This window comes from Mucilaginibacter yixingensis (assembly GCF_041080815.1).
Lineage (GTDB): Bacteria > Bacteroidota > Bacteroidia > Sphingobacteriales > Sphingobacteriaceae > Mucilaginibacter > Mucilaginibacter yixingensis.
In genome coordinates this window covers 3,027,452-3,054,383 of sequence record NZ_CP160205.1, presented here as the reverse complement: position 1 = coordinate 3,054,383, position 26,932 = coordinate 3,027,452, and the positions used below count along the sequence as shown (strand labels likewise).

15 protein-coding genes are annotated in these 26,932 nt (G+C 46.8%); 14 read left to right on the top strand and 1 reads right to left on the bottom strand.

Annotated elements, in window-relative coordinates; genetic code table 11:
• The first annotated feature begins 101 nt into the window (after positions 1-101).
• From ABZR88_RS12385 to ABZR88_RS12340, 10 genes are all read left to right on the top strand, one after another.
• Positions 102-4,502, top strand: a complete 4,401-nt coding sequence (locus tag ABZR88_RS12385; RefSeq protein ID WP_107827037.1) for a two-component regulator propeller domain-containing protein — start codon at positions 102-104, stop codon at positions 4,500-4,502.
• A gap of 336 nt (positions 4,503-4,838) precedes the next feature.
• Positions 4,839-7,031, top strand: coding sequence for a fasciclin domain-containing protein (locus tag ABZR88_RS12380; protein ID WP_107827039.1), 2,193 nt, complete (start codon positions 4,839-4,841; stop codon positions 7,029-7,031).
• A 71-nt stretch (positions 7,032-7,102) separates the two neighbouring features.
• Positions 7,103-10,369, top strand: coding sequence for a SusC/RagA family TonB-linked outer membrane protein (locus ABZR88_RS12375; RefSeq protein WP_107827040.1), 3,267 nt, complete (start codon positions 7,103-7,105; stop codon positions 10,367-10,369).
• A 23-nt stretch (positions 10,370-10,392) separates the two neighbouring features.
• Positions 10,393-11,874, top strand: coding sequence for a RagB/SusD family nutrient uptake outer membrane protein (locus ABZR88_RS12370; protein ID WP_107827041.1), 1,482 nt, complete (start codon positions 10,393-10,395; stop codon positions 11,872-11,874).
• Between the two features lie 19 nt (positions 11,875-11,893).
• Positions 11,894-13,651 (top strand): fasciclin domain-containing protein, encoded by a 1,758-nt coding sequence (locus tag ABZR88_RS12365; protein WP_107827042.1) that lies wholly within the window; start codon positions 11,894-11,896, stop codon positions 13,649-13,651.
• A gap of 17 nt (positions 13,652-13,668) precedes the next feature.
• Positions 13,669-15,105, top strand: coding sequence for a fasciclin domain-containing protein (locus ABZR88_RS12360; RefSeq protein WP_107827043.1), 1,437 nt, complete (start codon positions 13,669-13,671; stop codon positions 15,103-15,105).
• Positions 15,106-15,133: 28 nt separating this feature from the next.
• Positions 15,134-18,313: a SusC/RagA family TonB-linked outer membrane protein gene (locus ABZR88_RS12355; protein ID WP_107827044.1), complete on the top strand. Its 3,180-nt coding sequence runs from the start codon at positions 15,134-15,136 to the stop codon at positions 18,311-18,313.
• An 18-nt stretch (positions 18,314-18,331) separates the two neighbouring features.
• Entirely contained in the window at positions 18,332-20,029 is a 1,698-nt protein-coding gene (locus ABZR88_RS12350) for a RagB/SusD family nutrient uptake outer membrane protein (protein ID WP_107827045.1), read from the top strand.
• 73 nt (positions 20,030-20,102) lie between these two features.
• A complete protein-coding gene (locus ABZR88_RS12345) occupies positions 20,103-21,359 on the top strand; it encodes a polysaccharide lyase family 1 protein (RefSeq protein ID WP_245916986.1) in 1,257 nt (418 codons plus the stop codon).
• A gap of 162 nt (positions 21,360-21,521) precedes the next feature.
• Positions 21,522-21,974: a PA2169 family four-helix-bundle protein gene (locus tag ABZR88_RS12340; RefSeq protein WP_107827046.1), complete on the top strand. Its 453-nt coding sequence runs from the start codon at positions 21,522-21,524 to the stop codon at positions 21,972-21,974.
• Between the two features lie 91 nt (positions 21,975-22,065).
• Here the strand turns inward: ABZR88_RS12340 and ABZR88_RS12335 are convergent, their stop codons facing one another.
• On the bottom strand, positions 22,066-22,305 hold the full coding sequence (locus ABZR88_RS12335; protein WP_107827047.1) for a hypothetical protein: 240 nt from the start codon (positions 22,303-22,305) through the stop codon (positions 22,066-22,068).
• A 384-nt stretch (positions 22,306-22,689) separates the two neighbouring features.
• On the opposite strand from ABZR88_RS12335, the gene ABZR88_RS12330 reads away from it, so the two are divergent.
• The 4 genes from ABZR88_RS12330 (at position 22,690) to ABZR88_RS12315 (ending at position 26,895) form a co-directional block, all read left to right on the top strand.
• A complete protein-coding gene (locus ABZR88_RS12330) occupies positions 22,690-24,117 on the top strand; it encodes a hypothetical protein (protein WP_107827048.1) in 1,428 nt (475 codons plus the stop codon).
• Positions 24,118-24,211: 94 nt separating this feature from the next.
• Complete coding sequence (locus ABZR88_RS12325) at positions 24,212-24,553, top strand: YciI family protein (RefSeq protein WP_107827049.1); 342 nt, start codon at positions 24,212-24,214, stop codon at positions 24,551-24,553.
• Positions 24,554-24,597: 44 nt separating this feature from the next.
• On the top strand, positions 24,598-25,833 hold the full coding sequence (locus ABZR88_RS12320; RefSeq protein ID WP_107827050.1) for an RNA polymerase sigma factor: 1,236 nt from the start codon (positions 24,598-24,600) through the stop codon (positions 25,831-25,833).
• 183 nt (positions 25,834-26,016) lie between these two features.
• Positions 26,017-26,895, top strand: a complete 879-nt coding sequence (locus ABZR88_RS12315) for a DMT family transporter (protein ID WP_107827051.1) — start codon at positions 26,017-26,019, stop codon at positions 26,893-26,895.
• Positions 26,896-26,932 lie beyond the last annotated feature (37 nt).

Sequence of the window (26,932 nt, the reverse complement as noted above, 5' to 3'; positions counted from 1 at the left end):
CTTAAAGACCGTATATGAGTAGATTTTGCCTCTTTAGGATTGATAAATATTACTGATATTTACAGCATCCATCCCACTTATTAAAATCTGAAGACACGAAGATGCCCTTAAAGCGAGTTATTGCCTGCGCCTTGTTTATGCTTTGTTTAAGCATGGCCGCATTGCCCGTTGTAATGGCTCAGCCCAGGTATAGTTTAAAACATTATACTACCAGCGAGGGCTTGTTGCATGACCGTATATCGTGTATCCTGAAAGATAAAGAAGGTTTTATATGGCTGGGCACCTGGGATGGCCTGAACCGTTTTGACGGGCACACTTTTGTGGCCTATAAAGGTATGCCGGGCGATAGTTCGAGCCTGGAAAACAACAAGATCAGGATTATTGCCGAAGACTCCATCGGCTACCTGTGGGTAAAGGCTTATGATAACAGGATCTATCGGTTTAATAAAAAAAACGAACGTTTTTTGCCCATACAGGGTGCCAATGTAGCCAAAAACATAAGAAAGACGCTGATAGAAAGCATTTCGCCGCTTACCAATGGCGATACCTGGCTGCTCTCGCTCAAACAGGGGGCGCTTTGTGCTTCGGGGAGCCGTACAGAGAATGGCATGCCTGTCATCACCGTTTTTAATAAAAAACAAAAAGGCGCACAGCATCTGTCAGACGATCATATCAATTGCCTGTACGAGGATCAAGCCAGGCAAGTGTGGTTGGGTACGGCGGCTGGAGTTTGCTGCTTGAAAAAGGCATCCAACGGCGAGTATACGTCTGTAAACCTGCCGTCGAGTTATAGCAGCCTGTCGTTCACTACTATTAAACAGTATGGCGATGTGGTTTACATGGGTACCCAACAAGGCAAGGTAATTACCTACAACCTGAAAAACAGGCACATGGATGCCGTTGATCTGGTGCCGGGAACACTTATTAACGCGTTGTTGTATGACGGTAAGGGTTTGCTTTATGCCGCCACATCTGGCAAAGGTTTGGTAGAGTATAATGTTCATACACATGCTATTGCGTTCAGATCGCCAGGGGAAGAGATCGTATTAAAGATCTACCGGGATAGTTACGGCTTACTATGGCTGCAGCCACGAAAAGGGATTCTGAAATATGATCCGGCTACTAAAACTGCTAAGCTTTTTACCCAGAAAAAAGATGCCGAGGCGCTTACCATTCACACCACTTACCAGGTTTTTGAGGATACCTACAACACGCTGTGGGTGTGTATGGTAGAAGGTGGTTTTGGTTATTACAACCGTGCGGCCGATAAGGTAGAGTATTTTCACGATGAGCCAGGATCGCCAGATCAGAAATTCTCAAACGTGGTGACGGTTATTTATCATGATCCTGCCGGGGTACTTTGGTTTAGCGGGTATGACAGGGGGATTAATAAGGTAGTACTATTGCCCGATGTATTTAAACAGCAACTGATTAGCAGCACGGCTTATACCAAAACAGACAACGAGGTACGAGCGTTGTGCGAGGATCACGCCGGTAGATTGTGGATGGGCAATAAATCGGGTGATATCTATATTTATAAAAATGATGTTAAGCTGGGCGAACCGCTGGCTGCTTATGCACAGAAAAATATAAAAGCCTATTGTATTTATGAAACCCGCGATCATACCATCTGGATAGGTACCAAAGGGCAGGGACTTATCAGGGCGGTGCCTTTGGCAGATGATGGTTTGCATTACCGTATTACCCAATATACGCATAACCCTAATGATGCCAATTCTGTAAGTAATAACAGCATTTACACCATTCTGGAAGACCATAAGGGCCGCATGTGGCTGGGCACTTTCGGCGGTGGATTGAATCTGGTGCAGCGCGATGGTGATAAACTGACCTTCACCAATCCACGCAATGCTTTTGCCGGGTATGAGGCGGCCCGGGCCAACGGCATCAGGCATTTGCAGGAAGACCCCAAAGGCAATATCTGGATTGCCAGCACCAACGGACTGCTGGTTTTTAATCCGGCTGATGGGGTTAAACAATTCAAATACAAGCGCTACACCAAACAGCCGGGAGATAGTACCTCTTTGGGTAATAATGATGTGCAATACATCTGTCGCGATGCGCATAACAATATGTGGCTGGGCACCTTTGGCGGCGGCTTGCAAAAGGCCAATACTACTTTTAATGTAAAGGATAAGATTACTTTTAAAGTGTATACCACGGCTAATGGTCTGCCCAATGATATTATTCTGAGCATTGTGAACGACAGGCACGATCATCTGTGGCTCACTACAGAAAATGGCTTGTCTGAGTTTAACACATCCACTCAGGTATTTAAGAATTATAATACCGATGACGGGCTGCCACCAACGGCGTTTTCAGAGTCGGCAGCTATCCGGTCGGCTTCGGGGCGGCTTTATTTGGGGTGTATTGATGGTTTCCTGTCGTTTGATCCTGAGCATACCGCCAGCAGAAAGTACACGGCCAACATGGCACTCACCAATTTCCAGGTGGCTAATAAAATAGTAGTGCCTGCGGCAGAGGGCTCGCCCCTGAAATATGGCATAAATGATGCGCACGAAATTAATCTCAAGTACGATCAAAATCTTTTCACCATAGATTATACTGTGCTTGATTATAAGATAGCGCACAAAATATGGTATGCCTACAAACTGGAAGGCTTTGATAGCCAGTGGAACATGGTGCGCAACCAGCGACAGGCATTTTATACCAACGTACCGCCGGGGAAATACACCTTTAGGGTAAAAACGGTGAGCAATTACCTGTTTAAAAATGTGCCCGAGAAAAGCGTGGTTGTTATTATCTCGCCGCCGTTCTGGAAAACCGGCTGGGCCTATCTTGTTTATTTTATACTGGCCGTAGTGGCTATAGAAATAGCACGGCGCATCATCGTTACCATGATTACACTGCGTAACCGGGTGACGGTAGAGCAAAAGCTGGCCGAGCTGAAGCTGCAGTTCTTTACCAATATCTCACATGAGCTGCGCACGCCACTCACGCTGATTGTTAATCCGTTGGAACAAGTGCTCAATAACGAGCAGCAGCTCACCCAGAAGGGGAGGGAGCATCTGAGTTTAGCCAATAAAAATGCCAACCGCATGGTGCGTTTTATTAACCAGCTGCTTGATTTCCGAAAGTTGCAAAGCGGTAGCGTGCGCCTGCAGATTGCCGAGGTTGATTTGGTTGCTCTGCTTAAACAAACCGTTAATTACTTTACCGAGTTAGCGGTAGAAAAGCAGATCAGTCTCACCTTTAAAAGTGAAGCCGACCAGGTGATGGCCTGGGTTGATGCCGAGAAGATTGATATTGTAATTTACAACCTGCTGGCCAACGCCTTCAAGTTTACACCGCAGGGACGGCGCATTAGCATTACATTAGTTCAGGCTGACGATATTTATATCAGGATAAGTGATGAAGGCCCGGGTGTGCCCGAAGATAAGCTGGAGCAGATTTTTAAACTCTATTACGAAGGCGCCAACGATAAAACTAATCAGCCTAAAGGCACCGGCATTGGTTTGGCTTTCTCGCGTGAGCTGATTACTAATCACGGCGGACAGGTGTCTGCCCAAAATAACCCCGGCGCGGGCATGACGTTTACTATCGCCTTAAAAGCTGGTAAAGCTCATTTCGAGGGTGCCAATGTGGATCTGGTCGACGCACCTACACCTGTGCCGGTAAATCATCAGTTTATGCCGGCTACTGCTACAGATGCGGAGCCCGTTGCTGCCGAAGCCGCCGAAACGGAGAAGCCGTTGGTGTTGATTGTTGAAGACAATCCCGAGCTGCGCAAGTTCTTAAGCGGTCAGCTGAGTACGCTTTACCGGGTAGAGCTGGCTGAAGATGGTGCTATCGGTCTGCAAAAGGCTGAACAGTTGATCCCCGATCTGATTATCAGCGATGTGATGATGCCGAACATGGACGGTATTGCTATGCTGGATGCGTTGAAAAACCAGGTGAACACCAGTCATATCCCGGTAGTATTGCTTACGGCGCGTTCATCGGTTGAGCACCAGATAGAGGGCTTGAAATTCGGGGCCGATTTTTATGTTACCAAGCCCTTCAATACCGGCCATGTAATTGCCCTGGTTGAAAACCTGATTAAGCAGCGCAGGCAGTTGTTTAATGGCTACCTGTCGGGTAAAAGTTTAGTGCAGTTAGCGCCAGGTGAGATTTTGATTACTCCCAAAGATGAACAGCTGCTTAAACAAGCCATTGAAATTGTAGAGCAAAAACTCACCGATGCCGATTTTAATATTGATGACGTTGCATCGGCAGTGGGCCTGGGGCGTACTACTTTTTACAAGAAACTAAAAAGTCTGACCGGCATGGCCCCGGTAGAATTTGTAAAAGAGATGCGCCTTAAACGCGCCGTACAATTAATGGAAACGGCCGAATACAATATTTCTGAAATTTCTTACCTGGTGGGCTTTGGCAGTTTGGCCTATTTTAGCACCTGCTTTAAAGAAAAATACGGCAGCACTCCATCGCAGTATTTAAAGCAGCTGAAGCAAAAACAAGTGTAGTTTATACAGTATATTTTTGTTTGCTATCAATCCTCTAAAAAAGTTCTAAAACCTTGTTTTAGCTTTGAAAAGCTGCATTTTCGCCAATTTTCTAAAACTTTTCACCAATTTTTAAAACCGCCGAGGCTGCTTTGCTGGCTAGGTTTGCTGTACAATTATAAACGGCACATCCGGCAAAATTTTTCAGAACAAGGGTTTTAATAAAGTTTCCTATACCGGCTTTATCAAAGTCTGCACGCTGCAAGATCCATCTGCCCGGTTGCTGCCACCAAGTAAAATATAAACCAATAATAACGGCTAGCCGCAAGGCATCCGCATGAACCTTTGTGCTTATTTATGAAGAGAACTTTACAAAGTGCATCATCGTTTTTGTTATTGATTTTGGTACTGGCCGGCTGTACCAAAAAAGAATTTCATGAACGTTATGACCGTCCAGACAACCTGGCACCCGCAATTTACCTGCAGCTGCAGGCCCGGGGTAATTTTACCAACCTGCTTACTTGTATTGACAAGGCCGGCTACAAAGACATCCTGAGCCAGTCTGGCTATTGGACGCTTTTTGCACCCAATGACGCGGCCTTTGCCATCTACCTGAAAGCAAAAAACCTGAGCAGCGCTAAAGACCTTGACGCAGCTACCGCCACCGGTATAGTGCGGTATTGCCTGGTGTATAACGCGTTTAAAACAGACCGATTGCCAGATTATCAGTCGGCCACGGGTTGGCTGCCATCTATGGCTTTTAAACGCCGAACTACTTATTATGATGCGGTGCAGACAACCACCTACAACGGTAAGAAGATTCTGTACTTTAACTCAAATCGCAACAACACCGGCGGTACCAACTACTACACTTCGGCAGATAATAACAACAAGTACATCCCTTATGTACTTGATAACTATTTGAACAGCCACGCCCTTACTGCTGCTGATTACAATTATTTCTTTCCTGATAACCCGTACACCGGCTTTAACGTAGTTGGAGCACAGGTTGTAACCAAAGACATTGTTGCAGAGAACGGCGTAATCCATGAAATTAACCGCGTAATTGAACCACTGCCAAGCATTGACCAGTACCTGGCGTCAAACCCGCAGTATAGCGTGTTTAAATCGCTGTTTGATAAATACATGGTATCGTACATTATTAGTGCCGATGCTACTGCAAAAAACAAAGCCAACACCGGCGTTACAGACGATGTATATATCAAAGTATATGATGCAGGCTTAACCTACTCGCCCAATAACGAGAACTACCTGAAACTTGACGATAACGACGGCCAGATGGAAGGCTATTCAATGTTTGCACCAACCAACGATGCGCTGAACGCCTATATCAACAATGTTCTGCTGAAATATTATCCATCGTTGGACGCGCTGCCAAAGCAGGTTATGTATGATTTCCTGAACGCGCATATGTTTAACCTTACCGTGTGGCCAAGCAAGTTTGCAATTACCGTGAACAGCCAGGGCCAGGGCGCTTTATTTAATAAAGATGCCGATGTGGTTGACAAAAAGATGCTGAGCAACGGCGTGTTCTATGGCACCAGCAAGGTGCAGAATGCCAATGTGTTCAGCAGTGTGTTTGGCAGGGCCTATCTTGATCCGGCCTACTCGCTGATGACCCGCGCGTTGAGTGCATCGCTTAAAACCAATATTATTAACACCAGCCTGAAGTATACACTGTTTCTTACTTCGGATGCTACGCTGAAAACGCTGGGCTGGTCTTATGACCTGGATGCGCAAACCTGGCGCTACACACCACCGGGCGGCGGTACGGCACTGTCTGGCTCATCAGCCTTAGATAAACTGAACCGTATTATTAATATGCAGGTTATCAAGGCCGATTATCCAAGCTTGCAGGGCACCGGCATTGTAGAAACCTATGATGGCGAATACATTAAGTACGAAAACAACAAAGTATACTCTACCGGTAACCAGGATGCAGGTATCAAGCTAAACGTAACCAACACATACACTACCAGCAACGGTACCGTGTATTTAATTGATGGATTGCTTACCGAGCCTACTATGGCGGTAGGTAAATACCTGGAAGCGCTGGCCGCACCGGCTAACTCGCCTTACAAAAAATTTGTGAGCTACCTTACTGCGTCAAACCTGTATACGCCTGCTACGGGCGATATTCTGGGTATTACCGCAGGCTCCGATTATACGGTATTTGCGCCAACCAACACGGCTATTGATGCGGCTGTGGCTGCGGGTTATCTGCCGGCATCGCCAACGGCGTCTGACGCGGCCAGTAAAGATATGGTGGCCAACTTTATCAGGTACCACATCATCCAGAAAGAAACGATAGTAACCGATGGCAAGAAAGATGGCGGCTATGTAACCCTGCTGCAAAAAACCAACGGCGATCCAACCACGCTTACTGTGATGAACACCGTACCTAACAACATGTCTGTTAAAGATATGCTGGGTAACACGGCCAACGTGGTAACAGCATCAAGCAATAACCTGTCTAGCCGTACGGTAATTCATCTGCTGGATAACTACCTGAAATTCAACGTAAACTAAACTAAGACAATTATATAAAGTAGTTGCCGCTAACCACGGCAGCTACTTAAACCCGAATTAAAACCTTTGTAATGAGAGTACTATTTACCCGTTTTCTATTATTAGGCGTGGTGGCGGTTACCGCTGTGCACGTTAATACGGTAAAAGCTCAGACCGCTCCGGCCGCTGCCCAGGCTACTACGGTTACTATACGTGGTAAGGTGATCGACAAGAAAGATAAGCAGTCGCTCATTGGCGCTACTGTGGTGGAGATTGATAAAGACAAGCGTACTGTAGGCGGTGTGGCGACGGACCTTAACGGTAACTTCGCACTGAAGCTAAAAAATCCTAAAAACAAGATCTCTTTCTCGCTCATTGGCTATAAAACCCAGGTGGTAGATGTGCTTAACCGCACCACCATCAACATAGAGCTAGAGCAAACATCAAATACGCTGAGCGACGTAGTGGTTACCGCCAACAAAACCACCAGCAATGGTTTGCTCACAATAGATCGCCGTAACTCTACCACTGCGGTAGCTACTTTGAATGCTAAAGACATTGAGGAGATGTCGTCCGCAACTATTGACCAGGCTTTACAGGGCCGTTTACCGGGTGTGGATATTGCCGCCAACTCTGGCGACCCGGGCGCAGGCATGCAGATCAGGATTCGTGGTACGTCTACCATCAACGGCTCAACCAATCCGCTGATTGTGCTGGACGGTATGCCTTATGAAACTGAAGTCCCGTCAGACTTTAACTTCGGTACTGCCGACGAGCAGGGCTACGCAGCATTGTTGAACATTGCCCCGGCTGATATTGCCGACATTTCTGTACTGAAAGATGCGGCTGCCACTGCGGTATGGGGCTCACGCGCGGCCAATGGCGTATTGGTGATCAATACCAAACGTGGTAAGGTGGGTGCGCCGCAGGTAACTTATACGCTGCGGGTAACCGGCTCAAAACAGCCTGACGCTATTCCGATGCTGACCGGTAACCAATACTCTCAGCTGATACCTGAAGAGGTGATGAACCGCACCGGTACGCCGCTGAATACCCAAACCGTAAAAGAGTTTTTGTATGACCCAAGCGACCGCTACTACTATTACAACTATAGCAACAACACTAACTGGGTTGATGCCATTACCCGTACCGGCGTTACGCACGATCATAACCTCTCGCTATCAGGCGGTGGCGAAAAGGCGCGCTACTTTGCTTCGGTAAGTTACCTGAACCAAACCGGTACTACCATGGGTACTGCCCTGGGCCGTATTACCACCCGTATCAACCTTGATTATGATGTGTCAAACCGCATAAAGTTCCGTACGGATATCTCTTACGCGCACTCTAATACAGACAAGGCTTATGAAGACGATGCCCGCAGCATTGCCTATCAAAAAATGCCTAACATGTCTATCTATGAGTTTAATACCAATGGCATAAATACGGGCAATTACCTGTCGCCGGTATCAAACATTCAGGGCACTTATCCAGGCACTTTTAACCCGGTTGCCATGCTGGCGGCTGGTAAGAACAACGCCATCAGCGAGCGTATTGTTCCGCATTTTAACTTGCAGTATGATATCGTTCCTAGCTTGTTCCGTGCTACTTTTGATATTCAGTTTGATATCAACAACCTCAAAAACAAAACCTTTTTACCGCAGATTGCTACCGGTCAGCCCATCAGCAACACTAACGTAAACAACGCTTTTGATGGCGATGCCGATCAGTTCAGCATTGAAACCAAAACCAACTTTATCTTCACCCCGCATCTGGGCGAGAATCATGAGTTTATTGGTTTACTGTCGTTCATGAGTAACGATAATAAATCAACCACGTTGCAAGAGCAATCGTCAAACTCTGCTTCGGTACAGTTACAGGATCCATCGATTGACTCACGCGTGCAGGGTTTGTCGTCAAGCTTTTCGCAAACCCGTAGTGTGGCTGCCCTGATAAACGGTCAGTACAGCTTTATGGATCGTTACATCATCAACGCCGGTTTGCGTTTAGATGGTAACTCCAAATTCGGTCCGGATAAACGCTGGGGCCTGTTCCCATCAATTTCCGGTCGTTGGAGAATCTCGGGCGAGAAGTTCATGAAAGGCGTTGATTTCATCAGCGATCTGAGCTTACGCGGTAGCTACGGCCAGAGCGGTAATGACCCAAAAAACAATTACTCATTCTATAACCAGTACGGCAACTACGCCTGGGATTATCTGGGCTCACCAGCGGTTTACTCGCAGAACATCCAGCTGAATAACCTGCGCTATGAAACTGTTACCGGTCAGGATGTTGGTTTAACCTTTGCCCTTTGGAAAAACCGCATCAATGTGGATGTGGATTTGTACCGCAACCGCACCACCGATTTGTTTTTTAACGGTCTGCAGTTGCCAAGTATATCCGGCTTCAGCACTATTAATATGAACGTGGGTACTATGGACAACCAGGGCTGGGAGATTAACCTGAATGCTACTGCCATCAAAACCAAGGATTATGCAATTGATTTCAATTTCAACATTGCAAACAATACCAACATCATCCGCCAGATCTCTCCGTTTTATCCAAGCACCCAGGGTGATATCACCACCAACGGTCAATATAAAACCTTATTGCAAATTAACAATCCGTTCGGCTCTTTCTACGGCTTTAAATACCAGGGCGTTTACAAAGACCAGGCCGCAACCGTGGCTACTGATGCCAACGGCAAACCAATTGTAGGTCTTGACGGTGTACCGCTGCAAATGCGCTTTAACTACCCGGCAAACAATTATGTGTTTAAACCCGGCGACGCCAAATACGCAGACATTAACCACGATGGTAACATTGATTATAAAGACGTGGTTTACCTGGGCAATGGCAACCCTAAGTTTACCGGCGGTTTCGGGCCTACAGTTACCTACAAAGGCGCACTTAAGCTGACATTCTTCTTTAGTTATCGTTTTGGTTACCAAATTGTTAACGGTACCCGTATGGTTACCAGCAACATGTACGGCTTTAACAACCAAAGCACAGAAGTATTGCAAAGATGGCGTAACCCCGGCGATATCACCAATGTGCCACGAGCGCTGTGGAACGATGGTTATAACTGGTTAGGCTCAGATCGTTACGTTGAGGATGGCTCGTTCATTCGCTTGCGTTCAATTACTGCCCGTTACACCTTTACCAAAAGAATGGTGGCTAAACTGGGCATCAAGAGCGCCAGCGCCTACATCACAGCAGAGAACCTGTTCACCTTTACTAAATACACCGGACAAGACCCTGAGGTATCTGTTCGTGGCAGCGATCCGTTCCGCGTAGCCACAGATAACTCAATGACGCCACCTACACGCAACCTTGCACTGGGTTTGGTAATAGGATTTTAATTGACTGATAAAGATTTACTGAGATGAATATAAAAGTAAAATCGATGATTGCCCTGATGGCGCTAGTGTTGTTCAGCGCTACATCGTGCAACAAGTATTTAACCTTGAAGCCGCAAGACGGCATCATTCGCCAGGATTTCTGGCAAACTAAAGAGCAACTGGCTGCGGCAGTTAACGGTTGCTATGCCTCGCTGCTGGCAGACCCACTGGTAGAAAAGCTGTTTTTGTGGGGCGAGCTGCGCGGCGATATGCTGGGTGCCGGTTCTGGTATCAAAGGTGACGATGTGAATGTGATCAATGTTAACATCAACTCATCTAACGGCATTACAGATTGGTCTGTCATTTACAAAACCATCAATAATTGTAACACCATTCTTGATTTTGGTCCGGGGGTATTAAAGTCTGATAATACGCTTACCCAGCCCGTGCTGAACGGCTACCTGGGCGAGGCTTATGCTCTGCGTGCCCTGATGTATTTTTACCTGGCCCGCACATTTGGCGATGTGCCGCTGAAACTGAAATCGACCACGAGTGATGCCGATAACCTGCAGATTGCCAAAAGTCCCCAGGCCGATGTATTTAACCAGGTGCTATCTGATTTGAAACAAGCCGAAGGCATGGTGGCCAAAAACTATGGCAATAACGATCTGAACAAAGGCCGGATTACCTATTACGCGGTAGAAGCCACGCTGGCCGATCTGTACCTGTGGCTTAACCAGTATGACAACGCCAGCAAAGCTTGCGATAACATTATCAACTCTGGCCAGTTTACACTTGTTCCTGGCGATGCCAACTGGTTTACTACGGTTTATTTCCAGGGCAACTCTGCCGAAAGCATTTTTGAAATTCAATTTAATGTAAATAAACTCAATCCGTTCTACAACATGTTTGCCGTATCCAGCAAACGCTTTAAAGCAGGTTTGTTGGTGGGCTCTGATATTTATACGATTGATAATGTAAACATTGATAATAAAGATATCCGGGGCGATGGCGCCGCACTGAAATTCAGCGATGCCAGCATTTACAAATACCAGGGCATCAACGCCAGCTCAACCCGTGCTTCTTCAGCGTCTTATGCACACTGGTTTGTTTACCGTTACTCTGATATATTGCTGATGAAGGCTGAGGCCCAGAATCAGTTGGGTAATGGCCAGGCCGCGCTGGATGCCATCAATGTCATCCGCACACGTGCCAACGCATTGCCATCATCAGCCATGGTGGTACAGCCTACAGACAAAGACGGCATTACCGATTACCTGCTGGCCGAGCGTGCCCGCGAGTTTGCTTTTGAAGGCAAACGCTGGTTTGACCTGCTGCGCAATGCCCGCCGCAACAACTATGCCCGTTTGGACCTGCTGCTGAACATTCCAAGCACCACGACCGATCCGCAGTATCAGCAGGCGGCGATTGTGAAGTTCCGCGATCAGCGTAGTCATTACCTGCCTATCTTCTTGTCTGAATTACAGACCAACAAGGCACTTGTACAGAATCCTTTTTACCAATAAATAAACCATAACCAGAATTATGAAAACTTTAATTTCAAAAAAATGGCTAGCGCTGATCACCGTGATCATCGCGCTTACAGCCGTTCTGGCCGGCTGCAAAAGAGAACAGTTTCAGTTAGAAACCACATCAGATGTAAACATCCTCGGTTATCTGCAAAAAGATCCGGGTAGTTACTCCATGTTTATCTCGATACTTGAAAAAGCAGGCAGCGCCGGAACGCTTAATGGTTATGGTACCTACACACTTTTTGTACCTACCAATGATGCCGTTAAACTGTATCTGAAAGATATTAACAAGTCATCGGTAACTGATATTAGCGAGGCTGATGCCAAGGATATCGTAAAGATTCACCTCATTCGCGATACCATCACCTCAGATCAGTTTAATGATGGTAAACTGCGCACGCCAACCATGTATGGCCAGTCGTTGCTAACCGGCGCGCAAAACATTGGCGGATTGACCACGCTGACCATCAACCGTCAGGCTACAGTTTTAAAAGCTGATATCCGTACCGGTAATGGCATTATCCACGTCATCGATCACGTGCTGAAACCGGCTAAGCTAACCGGTGCGCAAATGATTGAGCAAAATCCAAGCTATTCCATCTTTACGCAGGCGCTCAAAGCCACTACGCTATATGATACGCTGAATGTATTGCCGGCCAATGCGCCAGACTCGCTGCATATGTTCTACACGGTAATGGCAGAGTCGGATGCGGTATTTAAGGCAGCGGGCATTAACTCTTTTGCAGATCTGAAAGCCAAGTATAGCAACACCGGTAACCCGGCATCAATACAAGACAGCCTGCACCTGTATATGGATTACCACATTCTACCAGGATTGAAATATCTACCAGATATCTTCAAAGCATCATCGCACACCACACTGTCGCCACTGGATGTAATTACCACCAAGCTGGTTGGCTCTGATATTTTAATTAACGATGACGACTTTGACGGCAAACACGAGCCTGGTTCTGCAGTAGACCGTGCCAATAGCGATAACACTACCGCCAACGGCGTACTGCATGCCATGGCACAGGATTACTTTATTAAAGTGCGTTTCCCGGTACCGGTTTACTGGGAGGTGACCGATCAGCCTGAGTTCCAGAAGCTGAATGGTATTTACCGGGTAACCAACAAGAGCAGCGCCAAATTTGCCGATGGCGATATTCAGGATATCCGTTGGCAAACCGGTTCTGTACAGTACATGTGCGCACCAGAGGCCCGTCAGTTCTATGTATACCATAATGACTACCTGTACATTGCTGCCTTGCGTACTGCTGCAACCGCCAATAGCTGGATTGAACTGAAAACGCCGCTGCTGGTAAAAGGCCGCTACAAAGTGTGGATCTGCTTTATCCGTCGCGGTGGTGGTAAAGGGGTATCGGTACTGTTTGATGGTACATTGTTGCCACGCGTGCTTAACCTGACCGAAAGCTTACCATCGCAAGTGTTGGTGGGTAGTAACTGGACGTATCCGTCTGGCAGTACGCCGGCATCATTAGAGGCCTTGGGTAAAAAGATCACTTTTGGTGGCGGTAAGGTGCCTTTCTATAACAATCCTGCCCAAACTATTGATTACTATAAAGATAACTACGGTTTGCTGGCCGGTACCATTACCGTTACCAAAACAGATCGTCACATCATCAGGCTGCAGGCTACTGCCGATGCATCTGGCGACGTTGACATCGATATGATCCACTTTATTCCGGAAACTATGGATCAGCAGTATCCTAAGTTCAACCCGGATGGCACCGTAATTCAGAAACCTTAATTATAATCCTGTAAAGTATGTTGATCAAACACATCAAACACTTACTGTTGCTGCTGGTAGTACCGGCGGCAATAGTAAGCTGTAATAAATATAACAAGCAAATAGAGCCAAATCAGCCAGAGCTGGGTGAGAACCTGGAGCAGCTGATACAGCAAAATCCGCAGCTGAGCAAGTTTAACGAGTACCTGGTAAAAACCGGGTATGATAAGGTACTGTCGTCATCAAAAATGTTCACCGTTTGGGCGCCTGATAACCAAACCCTGGCAGGCCTTGACGCCGGTATTGTAAGCGATACCGCCAAGCTGAAACAGTTTGTGGGCAACCACCTGGTAAACCTGGCTTATACTACAGATATGCCAAACCCATCGCTGCGTATTCAATCGCTGAACGGTAAATACATCAACTTCAGCAAAACGCAGTTTGAGGATGCTACCATTGTATCGGCCAATAAATATGTCAGCAATGGCGTGCTGCACACCATCAACAAAGTGGTGCTGCCTAAGCCAAACGTATGGGAGTATGTAAATACAACCACTTATGCTGAGAAAGCCGCTATTTCTAGTCTGGATTATACGGCTATCGACTCTACCAAAGCTGTACAAATAGGTATCGACCCCGTTACCGGTAAGCCGGTTTATCAGGCGGGTACAGGGCTCATCACCAAAAATCAGTTGTATGACCGTGTAGGTGATCTGCGTAACGAGGCCCAGCTTTACACCTTCATTCTGTTGACTGATAACGCCCTGGCATCAGAGCGCGCCAAAATTAAACCTTATGTAGTAGGCGCAACGCCTGCGCAAACAGAGTTGACCGCATCGCTGCATGTTATTAAAGATCTGGTTATTAAAGGCCAATACAATGTGGCTGATCTGCCGGCCACGCTAACATCTGCCGATGGGGTAGTGGTGCCTATTGATAAAACCGCCATCCTTGAAACACATGTGGTAAGTAACGGTGTGGTATATGTTATGAGCAAGGCCGATGTAAAACTGTCTGATAAGATACGCACCTACAAACGCGAAGGCGAACTGCCTGACGGCTTTAGTCAGAACGATAAAAGCGGCAACATCCTGTATCGTACCAGGATCAACCCAAATACTAACCAGATTTATAATGACATCTTTATTTATAACCACAAGGTGCCGCTGTTTAACGTGCGCTACCGCATCCCTGAATTATACGCGGTGAAATACCAGGTGTATTGGGTTGCCCCGGCCGACGCTACCACACAAACGGTGACGTTTAAGCAACGCTTTGAGATTAACGACCCGGCATCAACGCTTTTCCCGGAGATCCCGATCACGCTGAAAAACTTTAACGAAGTGTACATAGGCGATTACACCGCCGCCACCTTTGGTAGCGCCATTGCCTACGTAATTGCCGCCAACAACGGGGTAGATGGTACCAACACCATCAACCTTGATTATTTCAAACTTGTACCGGTATTGCCATAACCATTATTAATCACAACAGAACCTGAATATGTGTGTATTTACCCGAATAAAAGTGTTTGCAACATGCGGGGCCATGTGCCTGCTCTCTGTCGCCTATGCGCAGCAGGATGCCCCTGTGGGAAAACAAAAGGAAATTAAAATTATAAACGGCTATACCGTTACCGGCCAGGTAACCGATGCGGCCACACGCAAGCCGCTCTCAGGCGTCAACGTGTCGGTGCAGGATGTTGCTGCCGTTATTACCGATGATAAAGGAAATTTCAAGATCACCGTGCCTTCAAAAACCAGCTTGCTGCAGGTTTCAATACAGGGCTATCAGTATAAAGAGCTAGCCGTTAACGGTCGCGCAAGTATTAACGTGGCTTTGTATGAGGATGGTTTCAACTCGGTATATGATATGGTAACGCTGCCTTTTAGCCAGCAAACCAAAACACGGTTAAACTATGCCGCAACCTCTGTAACTACTACCGAGAGCAGCTGGAGCCACTCGCACGAAACCATTGATAACTCTTTACAGGGGCAGGTGAGCGGTCTGAACGTAATCCGTCGCTCTGGTACGCCGGGCGAAGGGGCCAACTTGTTTTTGCGTGGTTTTAACTCTATCAACGCAACAAACCAGCCTTTGTATGTAATTGACGGGGTGATTTATGATGCGACAAGCTATGGTAACTCTATCATCGGCGGCCATATCAATAACCCGCTGGCAACTATCGATGTAAAGGATATTGACAACATTACCGTTATTAAAGATGGTGCGTCTTATTACGGTAGCCGCGGCGCTAACGGCGTGGTGCTCATTACCACCGCGCACGCCCGCGAACTGACTACCCGCATTGACTTTGCGGCTTACGGCGGCTACAACTTTACACCGAAAAACATCCCGGTGCTGAACAGCAGCGATTACCGCCTGTACCTGTCGGACGTATTGCGCAGCGCCGGACAGACCGACGCCCAGATTCAGGCGCTGCCGTATATGAATGATAATCCGTCAAACCCGACCTATTATCAGTACCATAATAATACCGATTGGCAGAAACGCACTTTTAACAATAGCTTCAACCAAAACTATTACCTGAAAGTTACCGGCGGCGATAATATTGCCAAATACGCCCTCTCGGTAGGTTATCTGCGCAACGGCGGTGTAATTGACAGCACCAACCTGCAGCGCTACAGCACCCGTTTCAATGCCGATCTGAATTTGACACCGAAACTGACCGCTAACACCAACCTGTCGTTCTCATCATCAGAACAAAACCTGAAAGACCAAGGCCTGGTTTCTACCAACCCTATGTTGGTGAGCTTAATTAAGGCACCGTTCTTATCAGAACACCAGGTGGCCGCCAATGGCACACAATCGCCCAACCTGGCCGATGTGGATGTGTTTGGCGTGAGCAACCCACGTTCGCTTATTAAAACCGGTCAGGAGGTAAGCAAATACTATCGTTTTACAGGTTCGGTTAGGTTCAACTATCAGTTTAACAAACACAACAGTTTAACCACTATTACTGGTTTGACGTATGACAAGGTGCGCGAGAATACCTTCATCCCGCGCCTGGGTGTAGCACCGGATACGTTGAGAAACGCTGTGGCTTACAGTCGGCTGGGCGCTTCGATCCAACGCTATAATTCAATTTATAACGATACCTGGTACAGCTTCAAAACCAACTTTCGCCATGAGCAAGACCTGATGGTGAACGTAGGTTTCCGCTACCACAACAGCGAGGCCGAGCAAGACTATGCTCAGGGCTACAACTCATCAACCGATGATTTTGTGAGCATAGGCAACGGTGTTACCAGCCTGCGCAACCTGAGCGGCGATTATGGCAAGTGGATCTGGCTAAATACCTATGCAGCTGCTAACTATAGCCTGCAGCACAAATATTTCCTGTCGGCTAACCTGTCGGTGGATGGTTCATCACGTTTTGGTAACCAGATCTCAGATGCGTTGACCATCGGCGGAGCCAAGTACGCGGTGCTGCCGTCGGTAGGAGCAGGCTGGTTGCTATCGTCAGAAGAGTTTTTGGCTAACTCAAACGTGGTGGAATTACTGAAACTACGCGCCAGCTACGGACTGACCGGTAACGATGATATTGGCAACTTCAACACCAAATCATACTACACCTCACAAAACCTGCTGGGTGCCGAAGGTTTGATATTAAACAATATTGCCAACCCGCAATTGCAATGGGAGCTGAGCAAGAAAACCAACCTGGGCTTAGATGCGGCTTTGTTTCATGAGCGCTTAACCTTCAGCATTGATGCTTACCATAATGCCACCTCAAAAATGGTGATGTTTGAGCCATTGGCCAGTGCCAGCGGTATGCAATACGTGCCATCAAACAGCGGAGCCATGCATACAGATGGTTTAGATTTCAGCCTGAACACCCGTTTGGTTAACACCAGCGATATTAAGGTTGATGCCGGCATCAACATCTCTACTTATCGTAACCGCATTAACACACTGCCAACCAACAATATGCTCACCAGCTATGGTGGTGCCACCATGATTACCAGCGTGGGCCAACCATTGGCTATGTTCTACGGGTTTAAAACCAATGGCGTTTACTCCACATCAGCCCAGGCCAGTGCCGGTGGTTTAAATGTACGCGGTACCGATGGCAGCCTGATTCCGTTCAGAGCTGGTGATGTACGTTTTGTGGATATGAACAATGACCACGTAATTGATGATAAAGACCGCACCATCATTGGCAACCCTAATCCTGATTTCATCGGTAGCTTTACCGGTCGCTTCACCTGGAAAAATATCTCAGTAAGTGCGCTGTTCACTTTCAGCAGTGGTAACGATGTTTACAATGCACCAAGGGCTATCCTGCAGTCGTTGTCATCGCCAGCTAACCAGTTTGGCAACGTGGTGAACCGTTGGAGATTTGAAGGTCAGGTGACGGATGTACCGCGTGCATCATACAATGATCCGATGGGTAACGCCCGTTTCTCAGATCGTTTTATTGAGGATGGTTCATACATCCGCCTGCGCTCGCTGGCTGTAAACTATAACCTGCCGGTAAAACCTAAGTTTTTGAAATACGCCACTATTTATGCCACTGCCGATAACCTGTTTACCGCCACCCATTACCTGGGCTATGATCCGGAGTTTGGTGCAACGGCTAGTCCGCTAACACAAGGTATTGACACCGGTCTGGAGCCGCAGTTCCGTACCATACAGTTAGGCTTGCGCATTGGTTTATAACAATTAGAAATAGCAACAATGAAAGTGAAAATATATCCTATTGTAAGAACAGCCGCAGTTGCGGTGTTGCTGTCGGGGGTAAGCGCGTGCAGTAAAATGTACGATGTGAAGCCGCAAAACGTGGTAGAAGCAAAAAACACCTACCAAAATATTTATGATGCTGATGCTGCAGTAACCGGTGTTTACGGCAAATTTTTGGGCTTGGCCGGTCAGTATGAAGTGCTGAACGAGCTGCGTGCCGACCTGATGGACGTAACCCCCAACGCTGGTGCCGATCTGCAGCAGATCAACACTCACAATGTGCTGCCGGGTAACGCCTATGCCGACCCAACCCCGTTCTACTCGGTAATTCTGAACTGTAACGATGTGATGAAGAACCTGACCATTATGCACAACACCCAAAAGCTAACTGACGCCGATTATAACCAGCGTTGGAGCGATATTGGTGCCCTGCGCTGCTGGTTATACTTTCAACTGGGTTTGCAGTATGGCAATATCCCGTATGTAACGGAGAGCTTTAGCGATGTGAACACCGTTAAAGACCAAAGCAAATATCCGCGCATAGCGTTGGCTGATCTGGTGAAAACGCTGATTGCCTTTATGGAAGCTTTACCTTATAAAGATCCATATCCTGCGGCTAATTCGTTGATCACTACCATTGATACCTATCCGTCTAAAATGTTCTACGTCAATAAAAACTGCCTGCTGGGCGATTTGTACCTGTGGAACAACGATTATCACAAAGCGGCCATTGCCTACAAAAATGTAATGGAAACATCAACGCCAAATGGTCCTGGCGATAGCTATAACTACTACAATACTTACACGCTGAACAGCGGTAGCGATAACGATGCGGTAACGCAAAGCGCCTGGTTAACCTTCTTCTCCCGCTCTATGCAGGACAGGGAGTACCAGACCGAGTGGATCTGGTCTATGGTGTTTGATAAAGCCTTTGCGCCTGAGAATCCTTTCATCAACCTGTTTGCTAACTCAGGCGGCAAGTATCTGGTAAAGCCATCGCAAACTGCTATTGATAACTGGAGCGCTCAGCGTCAGACCGACGGTACGCCTTATGACTATCGCGGTATCAACACTACTTACAAAATGGTTAACGGTCAGCCGGTGATCATGAAGTTTCTATATAACTACGTGAACGCTTCAACCGGTATCCCGTCAGATCCGCTGGCTAAAAATGGTCGTTGGTATATTTATCGCACACCAACGCTGCACCTGCGCTTTGCCGAGGCTGCTAACCGCGATGGACAGACCAAAATTGCCTGGGCGCTGGTAAATGCAGGTATCAAAGGTGCGTATGATGATACGACTATCCCTGACCCAACGCAGCGCCGCATTACCAATCTGCCTTTCCCTTATGATTTTGATGCCCGTAAGTTGGATGCGCCAACCATCCGCGGTAAATACCACCGTAACCTGGGCGTGCGTGCCAGGGTAAACGTTACCAATCTGGATGTGAGCCTGCAGCAGAATGCCAACTTTTTGGCTATGGAAGATAATATCATAAATGAAGACGCACTGGAACTGGCTTACGAAGGTAATCGCTGGCAAGACCTGATGCGTGTTGCCCTGCGCCGTAACGATCCGTCGTTCCTGGCCGATAAAGTGTACAACAAATTGCTGAAAGACGGCAATCCGGCGGCTGCCACTGTGCGTGCCAAACTAATGGACCCTAAAAACTGGTTCCTGCCATTTAACTAATGATTTAAATTAAAATTAAACAATAATTAAAATAACCGTAGCCAATACAAACAAAGTGAAGAAAAATCTATTAATGAATAAGAGCTGGAGCAAAATGGGGCTTGCCTTCAGCGCAGCCATGTTGGGCCTCACGGGGTTTGCCGGGGCCCAGCAACTGGCGTTTCCAGGAGCAGAGGGATTTGGTCGTTTTGCCACGGGAGGCCGTAGCGGAGCAGTGTACCACGTAACCAATTTAAACGACAGGGGCGAAGGCTCTTTCCGCGATGCCGTAAGTAAACCTAACCGCACTGTGGTGTTTGATGTATCGGGCGTAATCAAGATTACCGATAAAATTGCCGCAGCGCCCAAAATCACTGTTGCCGGGCAAACCGCTCCCGGAGAGGGTGTTGTGGTTTACGGCAATGGCGTATCATTTGCCGATAGCAGCATAATCCGTTACATGCGTTTCAGGGGCAGCATCACCATGCCGCGCGGTGCCTGCACGGTAGTGGCCGATAATTGCCATGATGTAATTTTTGATCACGTAAGTGTATCATGGGGGCGTTGGGATAATTTCCACATCAAGGGTACAACCAACATCACCCTGCAATACTGTTTAATTGGCGAGCCTATTGATCCGCAGCGTTTTGGTGCGCTGTTTGAAGACCCGCATAATGTAACTATCAGTCATTGTTTGTGGATTGATAACCAGAGCCGTAATCCTAAAGCAAAAGCCAGTATAGAGTACATTAATAATGTGGTTTATAACTGGGGCGGCAATGGTTTGGTAGGCGGTCACTCTGGTGCTAATCATTTCCAGGACGTAATTGGTAATTATTTCATCGGCGGGCCAAATTCAAGTAAATCATTCATCAGCCTGTTTACCGCTACAGACCATGTTTACCAGCGCGATAATATGGTAGACATCAACAAAGACGGCAAACTGAACGGCAGATTAGCTACCGATTCTGATTTTATCCATACCACCGCTACCGTAGTAAAGCAGCGTAATTTCCAGACTAATACTACCATTGATAAGCCCGAAGAAGCTTTCCGCAAGGTGCTGGCAGGGGTAGGCGCTTCGCAACGCCGTGACGCGGTAGATAAACGCATCATCGGTTACCTTCAAAGTCTGGGCAAAGAAGGCAAGATCTTTAAAACAGAAGCCGATGCCGGCGGTCAGCCAAATATGGAGGCCGTTACTCAACATGCCGATGGTAACAACAACGGTATTCCTGATGCAGTAGAAGGTAAATACCTTGCTGCCGGTAAGGCCGATGCTACAAAGGTGAATAAAGATGGCTACACCAGTTTGGAAGCCTATCTGAATGACCTGGTAAAAGCTAAATAATCATCACTATAATTAGGTTATCATAATTGGAGATGGGGCGCCGCAAGGGCGCCCTTTCTGTTTTGAGCTGGTAGTGAGTACAATAAGTTGTAGGCTGCTAAAACATAAGAGCATAACAGAGTAGTGGCATGTAACTTGCAACACTCAAAGCAAATCTATTATATGGAAACCACATCAAAAACAAGCGTATTGAATGATCTGATCCAGATCAACAATGACCGTGTAGCTGGCTTTGAGAAAGCCATTGCTGACATTAAAGATGAAAATATTGATCTAAAAGAGCTGTTTCAAAGTTACTCCGCACAGAGCCGCAAGAACAGCCAGGAATTATCTGCGCTGGTAGGTGCCGAGGGGGGCGATGTAGAAACCGGTACCAGTATGTCGGGTGGTTTGCACCGTGCCTGGATCGATGTAAAATCACTGTTTGGTGGTAATGATCGACAGAGTATCCTATCTGAAGCAGAGCGTGGCGAAGACGCCATTAAAAAAGCTTACCGCGATGCTCTGACTGACGAAGACCTGACAGGTAACGCTCACGAAGTAGTAAGTCGCCAGGCTCAGGCCATTAATGCCGCTCATGATCAGATCAAAGCGCTGCGCGATGCTGCTCAGTAATAATTAATCTGAATACGATTTGAAGGCCGCCCAGTTGGACGGCCTTTTTATATTAGGAAATATTTGGGGCGATTGTAATAAAGTTGATCCTTTAATCGATCACCGCATCGGTAGCGCCCTTGGCTACGTCCTTATCAACGCCGGTTTTGCAGCTCAGGCAGCCCGCTATCATGTTCTTAGCTTTTTCTTCCATCCATTCTTTCCAGCGTTCGCGTTTCTCGTTGCCGTCTTCGGTTAGCAGCAGCCAGGTGAGGCCTCCGGCTAAGGCAGCGCCTGCAGCAATGGCGCCTATCAATATGGCCTTGTCTTGTTTTTCAAATGGGTTTTTCATAAATGTTGATGTTGGTATGGAGAGAACGCCGGTGCACCGGAGATTGTTTGTGCGCATGTGTTAAGCCGCTGATAATTAATCCACTCAAGTTATGGGTTGTGGATTTTATTAGATGAATGAAAAACTGGGGGCCGCAAATAACAAACTCTGTCACCCAAATATCAATATTATACAAAGTCTATGGTTTTTGTAGAATTATTTTGATTTGACTGATTTTTGCTTTACGTTTGTGCCATAAAATGTCAAATCAGACTATCAATAATCGTTTTTTAATGTCGATGCCGCAGCGCAACTGCAGCGTCATGTGTTGCTGTTGCTGCTAATACCTGCGGCGCCCGCCGCTCAAACAACACATCCATTAAAAACTTTTTTTTGATACTATCCATGTCCTTTCTAATTATACGTTCTGTTTTCCGTAGACCATCATTCGCACTTTTAATCAGCATTGCTGCATTTGCGCTGTTGTTTATTTCATGGGGAAGTGCAGATCGCCGTCATGCTTATTCGGCCGGAAGCGTGTTGCTTAACGGTCGCGTTTTAAACTATCAGGCTGATGCCGGTTATATCACTGTTAACCCAGAGCAAAACGCCGCGGCCAATATTTTTTATACCGCTTATACCGCCGGCTATGATAATACTAATCGCCCGTTGACTTTCATTTTTAATGGCGGTCCCGGTTCGGCCTCTATCTGGTTACACATGGGGGCCGGTAGTCCGGTGCGTACCGTACCCGGAAAAGCTGGCTACGGCGCTAACCCAGATACCTGGCTGGGTTTTACCGATCTGGTTTTTATAGATCCGGTAGGCACAGGTTTTAGTCGCCCGGTTAATGGTGTAGATGCCCGGCATTTTTATGGTTATCAGGCAGATATTCGCACCATCGGCACTTTTATTCAATTCTATTTACATCGGCATCACCGTCAAAACAGCCGCGTGTTTCTGGCTGGCGAGAGCTATGGTGCTGCCCGTGCTGTAGGATTGGCCGCCTACCTGCAAGATAGCCTGCAAACTAAAATTTCAGGTTTAACGCTTATCTCGCCAGCGCTAGATTATAAGTTGATCAGTTTTCGCAAGGGTAACAATGAACCATATCCATATTACCTGTCTGCCTATGCAATAGCCGCACAGTATCATCATCAACTTGCGCCAGAATTAGCTGCATTAAGCGCAGATGAATTATCGGCCAAAGTATCAGCCTTTGCTTTTGGTACCTATCGTCAGGCGTTAAGTCGAGATGGTGCTATTGCGCAACAGGTTATTGATACGCTGAGCTATTTTACCGGATTGAGCAAAGAACAGCTAAAAGCTAACAATGGCCGTATTACAGATGTAGAATTTACTTCATCATTGTTAAAACAGAGCGATGAAAAATTAGGGACATTTGATAGCCGCTCAGCCGGAGCCAGTAATGCAGGCGATCCGAGCGCTGCGGCTTTAAGCGCTACTTTTGAGCAAGCATTTCAGCAATACGTACATAAAGACTTACATTTTAACGCTACATCAACCTATCTGGCCACCATCCCAACACCGGTTTGGAATTACGGACAGCACACCAAAAACGGCTATTTTAACGTAACTGGCGTACTGAAAAATCTGCTCAGCGAAAATCCTGACTTGAGAGTGCAAATCGTCTCCGGCTCGTATGATCTGGCTACGCCTCCGGCAACTGTTAGTGCGGCACTGGCGGAGGCAGGGATAAACGGCAACAATACACAGGTGTCTGTAAATCATTATGCAGCCGGGCACATGGTTTATACTGATACGCAGGTAAATCATCAGTTTAAACAGGATAGCGAAAACTTCTATCGTTAGCACCTTACATGGTATTGAAAATAAATTGAAGTAATTTTGTCCCCATTGCCAAGGCCCAGTCGTCATAGGGGTATAAATCTTAAAATTTACAACCATGAAAGAGTTTTTATTAGTTTTCAGAGCAGACTACAAGGCTATGCCTCAATTATCACCAGAAGAAATGCAGGCCAACACCCAAAAATGGATGAACTGGGTGGCAGGTATCGCCGCAAAGGGTAATCTGGCCGACAGGGGCAACCGCCTGGTGCCAGAGGGCAAGGTAATCAGCGGTAATGGCGTGGTGTCAGACGGGCCTTACACCGAAATTAAAGAAGCCATACTGGGTTATACCATGGTTAAAGCCGAAACCTTAGACGAAGCCGTAGCTTTAGCCGATGGATGCCCAATATTATTTATTGGCGGCACCGTAGAAGTAAGAGAAATAAACCCGATGTAAAACTTATAAAAGCCTTTGCCATTAACGGCAAAGGCTTTCTTTTTATGTATCAGCCAGAAATTACACCGCATTTGTTCAGAACTGAGTACAGCAAAATAGTTGCTGTGCTTTGCAAAACCTTCAACCTGAAACATATCGAAACGGCTGAAGACATTGCTGCCGATACTTTCCTGAAAGCATCAGAAACATGGGCATTGAAGGGTGTGCCTGAAAATCCTACGGCTTGGCTCTACACCGTTGCTAAAAATAAGGTAAGGGATCATTTTAAGCACCTGGCGGTTTTTGATGATAAGGTTAGGGGGGAGATTGATTTTGACGAGCAGGTTATCAATCCTGAATTTGAGTTTAGCAATGAGGTGATAGCTGATAGTCAGTTGGCTATGATTTTTGCGGTGTGTAACCCGGTCAATGCGGCCGAGGCACAAATATGCATGGCCCTGCAAATACTTTGCGGTTTTAGCGTGAAGGAGATTGCCGGTGCATTTCTGGCGAAGTCTGAAACTATTAAGAAACGCCTGCAGAGGGCTCGCGAAGTGTTGCGTAACGATCATTTCCAGATCAAGGCGCCCACACAAACAGAGGTAACGTTGCGCTTGGACAATGTGTTGACCACCCTCTACCTGCTTTTTAACGAAGGCTATTTTTCAAAAACGGCAGATGAACTGATCCGTAAAGACCTATGCGCCGAAGCCATGCGGTTATTACTGGTGCTGGTTGAAAATCCACTCACCAATACATCGCAAACGCAGGCTTTGATGGCGCTGATGTGTTTCCAAAGTTCGCGGATGGATGCCCGCATCAATTCTGAAAATGAAGCCGTGCTGCTGGATGAGCAAGATCAAAATGCCTGGGATGAGCAATTGATGGCACGCGGCAACTACCATCTCATCAACGCCTTTGAAAGTAATGATATCTCCAGATATCATCTCGAGGCAGCCATTGCTTACTGGCATACCAACCCAACTGCCAAAAACCGGTGGGAAAACATTTTGCAGTTGTATGATCATTTGCTGCTGATTGCTTTTTCGCCCGCCGCTGCCCTGAATCGCCTTTACGCATTTGCTAAGGTGCACGGGAATGAGATGGCCATTGTTGAGTCCGGGCAGTTAGACCTGCCGTACGATCAGCACTATCATTCTTTAATGGGCTATTTGTGCGGGCCAGTAGCAATTGAGCAAGCCATCAGTCATTACCAGCAGGCGATGGAGCTATCAGCCTCAATAACAGAGAAAAACGTACTGGCCAAAACCATAGCCGAGTTAAGAACTGCCCATTTTTAAATTCCTTTTGCTACCTTTGTGCCATGCATTGCCGTAGTTCTATATCGCCTCCACTATCCTAATCTTTTAGGATCAGATTCCTTTTTGGGCTAACCTGCCGGTACAGGTGGTTAGCATAGCTATTCATTTTTAGTTTAATCTTAAAGTATTTATCTCTGAGTGGGGGGATGACCATTGTTGTTTATGAAAAAGAAGTATTTGCTGCTGCAATTTGCTGTTGTTATAGCCGGTTTTACCGGTGTTTTTGGCAAGCTGATATCGCTTGATGCAGTTTTGCTGGTTTGGTACAGGGTTGCTTTCTCTGCCCTGGGTGGGCTGGCGGTTTTAACAGTTGTTAAACCAAAGGTAAGGTTGAGGATGAAAGACCGCCTCAAAATTGGCCGGGTGGGTCTGTTGCTCACCGCGCACTGGCTGTTCTTTTATGCGAGTATCCGTTATGCCAATATTTCTGTAGGGGTGGTGTGTTTCTGTTTAACGAGTTTCTTTACGGCGTTTCTCTCACCGTTAATCAATCGCAAAAAGTTTGTGTATACTGAGGTGTTTTTCAGTATGCTGACGCTGGCAGGCATCAGCCTGATTTTTGGTTTCGATAGTTCGTTTCGTACAGGGATTATCTTGGGCGTGATATCTTCTTGCTTTTCTGCGCTTTACACCATTTTTAACGAACGGTTGGTGAAACATTACGATAGCCGGCAGATTAACTTTTACCAGATGCTGAGCGGTACAATTGGGTTAGGCGTATTATTGCCGTTGTACCTTCATTTTGTCCCGGTTAAGGTACTGATCCCTGGGTTAAGAGATACCGTTTACCTGATTTTCCTGGCATTGATCTGCACCGTTGGCCTGTACATTATGTTTGCCGAATCATTGAAACGGATCCCTGCTTTTACCGTCAACATGAGTTTTAACCTGGAGCCTGTTTACTCTATTATCCTGGCTTTTATCATTTTTGGCGAGAGCAAGGAGCTTAATATTGGGTTCTATTTAGGGTTGGCTGTGGTAATTGCCTCGGTGTTTATACAGCCTTTTGTGGCGCCGGTTAAAAAAGAAAATACGCTTTAAAATAAGAAAGCCGCTCTGCAAAGAGCGGCTTTCTTGT

Excerpts from the sequence above, each read along its gene's own strand:
- ABZR88_RS12385 (WP_107827037.1), top strand. The coding sequence starts at position 102 with ATGCCCTTAAAGCGAGTTATTGCCTGCGCCTTGTTTATGCTTTGTTTA.
- ABZR88_RS12380 (WP_107827039.1), top strand. The coding sequence starts at position 4,839 with ATGAAGAGAACTTTACAAAGTGCATCATCGTTTTTGTTATTGATTTTG.
- ABZR88_RS12375 (WP_107827040.1), top strand. The coding sequence starts at position 7,103 with ATGAGAGTACTATTTACCCGTTTTCTATTATTAGGCGTGGTGGCGGTT.
- ABZR88_RS12370 (WP_107827041.1), top strand. The coding sequence starts at position 10,393 with ATGAATATAAAAGTAAAATCGATGATTGCCCTGATGGCGCTAGTGTTG.
- ABZR88_RS12365 (WP_107827042.1), top strand. The coding sequence starts at position 11,894 with ATGAAAACTTTAATTTCAAAAAAATGGCTAGCGCTGATCACCGTGATC.
- ABZR88_RS12360 (WP_107827043.1), top strand. The coding sequence starts at position 13,669 with ATGTTGATCAAACACATCAAACACTTACTGTTGCTGCTGGTAGTACCG.
- ABZR88_RS12355 (WP_107827044.1), top strand. The coding sequence starts at position 15,134 with ATGTGTGTATTTACCCGAATAAAAGTGTTTGCAACATGCGGGGCCATG.
- ABZR88_RS12350 (WP_107827045.1), top strand. The coding sequence starts at position 18,332 with ATGAAAGTGAAAATATATCCTATTGTAAGAACAGCCGCAGTTGCGGTG.
- ABZR88_RS12345 (WP_245916986.1), top strand. The coding sequence starts at position 20,103 with ATGAATAAGAGCTGGAGCAAAATGGGGCTTGCCTTCAGCGCAGCCATG.
- ABZR88_RS12340 (WP_107827046.1), top strand. The coding sequence starts at position 21,522 with ATGGAAACCACATCAAAAACAAGCGTATTGAATGATCTGATCCAGATC.
- ABZR88_RS12335 (WP_107827047.1), bottom strand. The coding sequence starts at position 22,305 with ATGAAAAACCCATTTGAAAAACAAGACAAGGCCATATTGATAGGCGCC.
- ABZR88_RS12330 (WP_107827048.1), top strand. The coding sequence starts at position 22,690 with ATGTCCTTTCTAATTATACGTTCTGTTTTCCGTAGACCATCATTCGCA.
- ABZR88_RS12325 (WP_107827049.1), top strand. The coding sequence starts at position 24,212 with ATGAAAGAGTTTTTATTAGTTTTCAGAGCAGACTACAAGGCTATGCCT.
- ABZR88_RS12320 (WP_107827050.1), top strand. The coding sequence starts at position 24,598 with ATGTATCAGCCAGAAATTACACCGCATTTGTTCAGAACTGAGTACAGC.
- ABZR88_RS12315 (WP_107827051.1), top strand. The coding sequence starts at position 26,017 with ATGAAAAAGAAGTATTTGCTGCTGCAATTTGCTGTTGTTATAGCCGGT.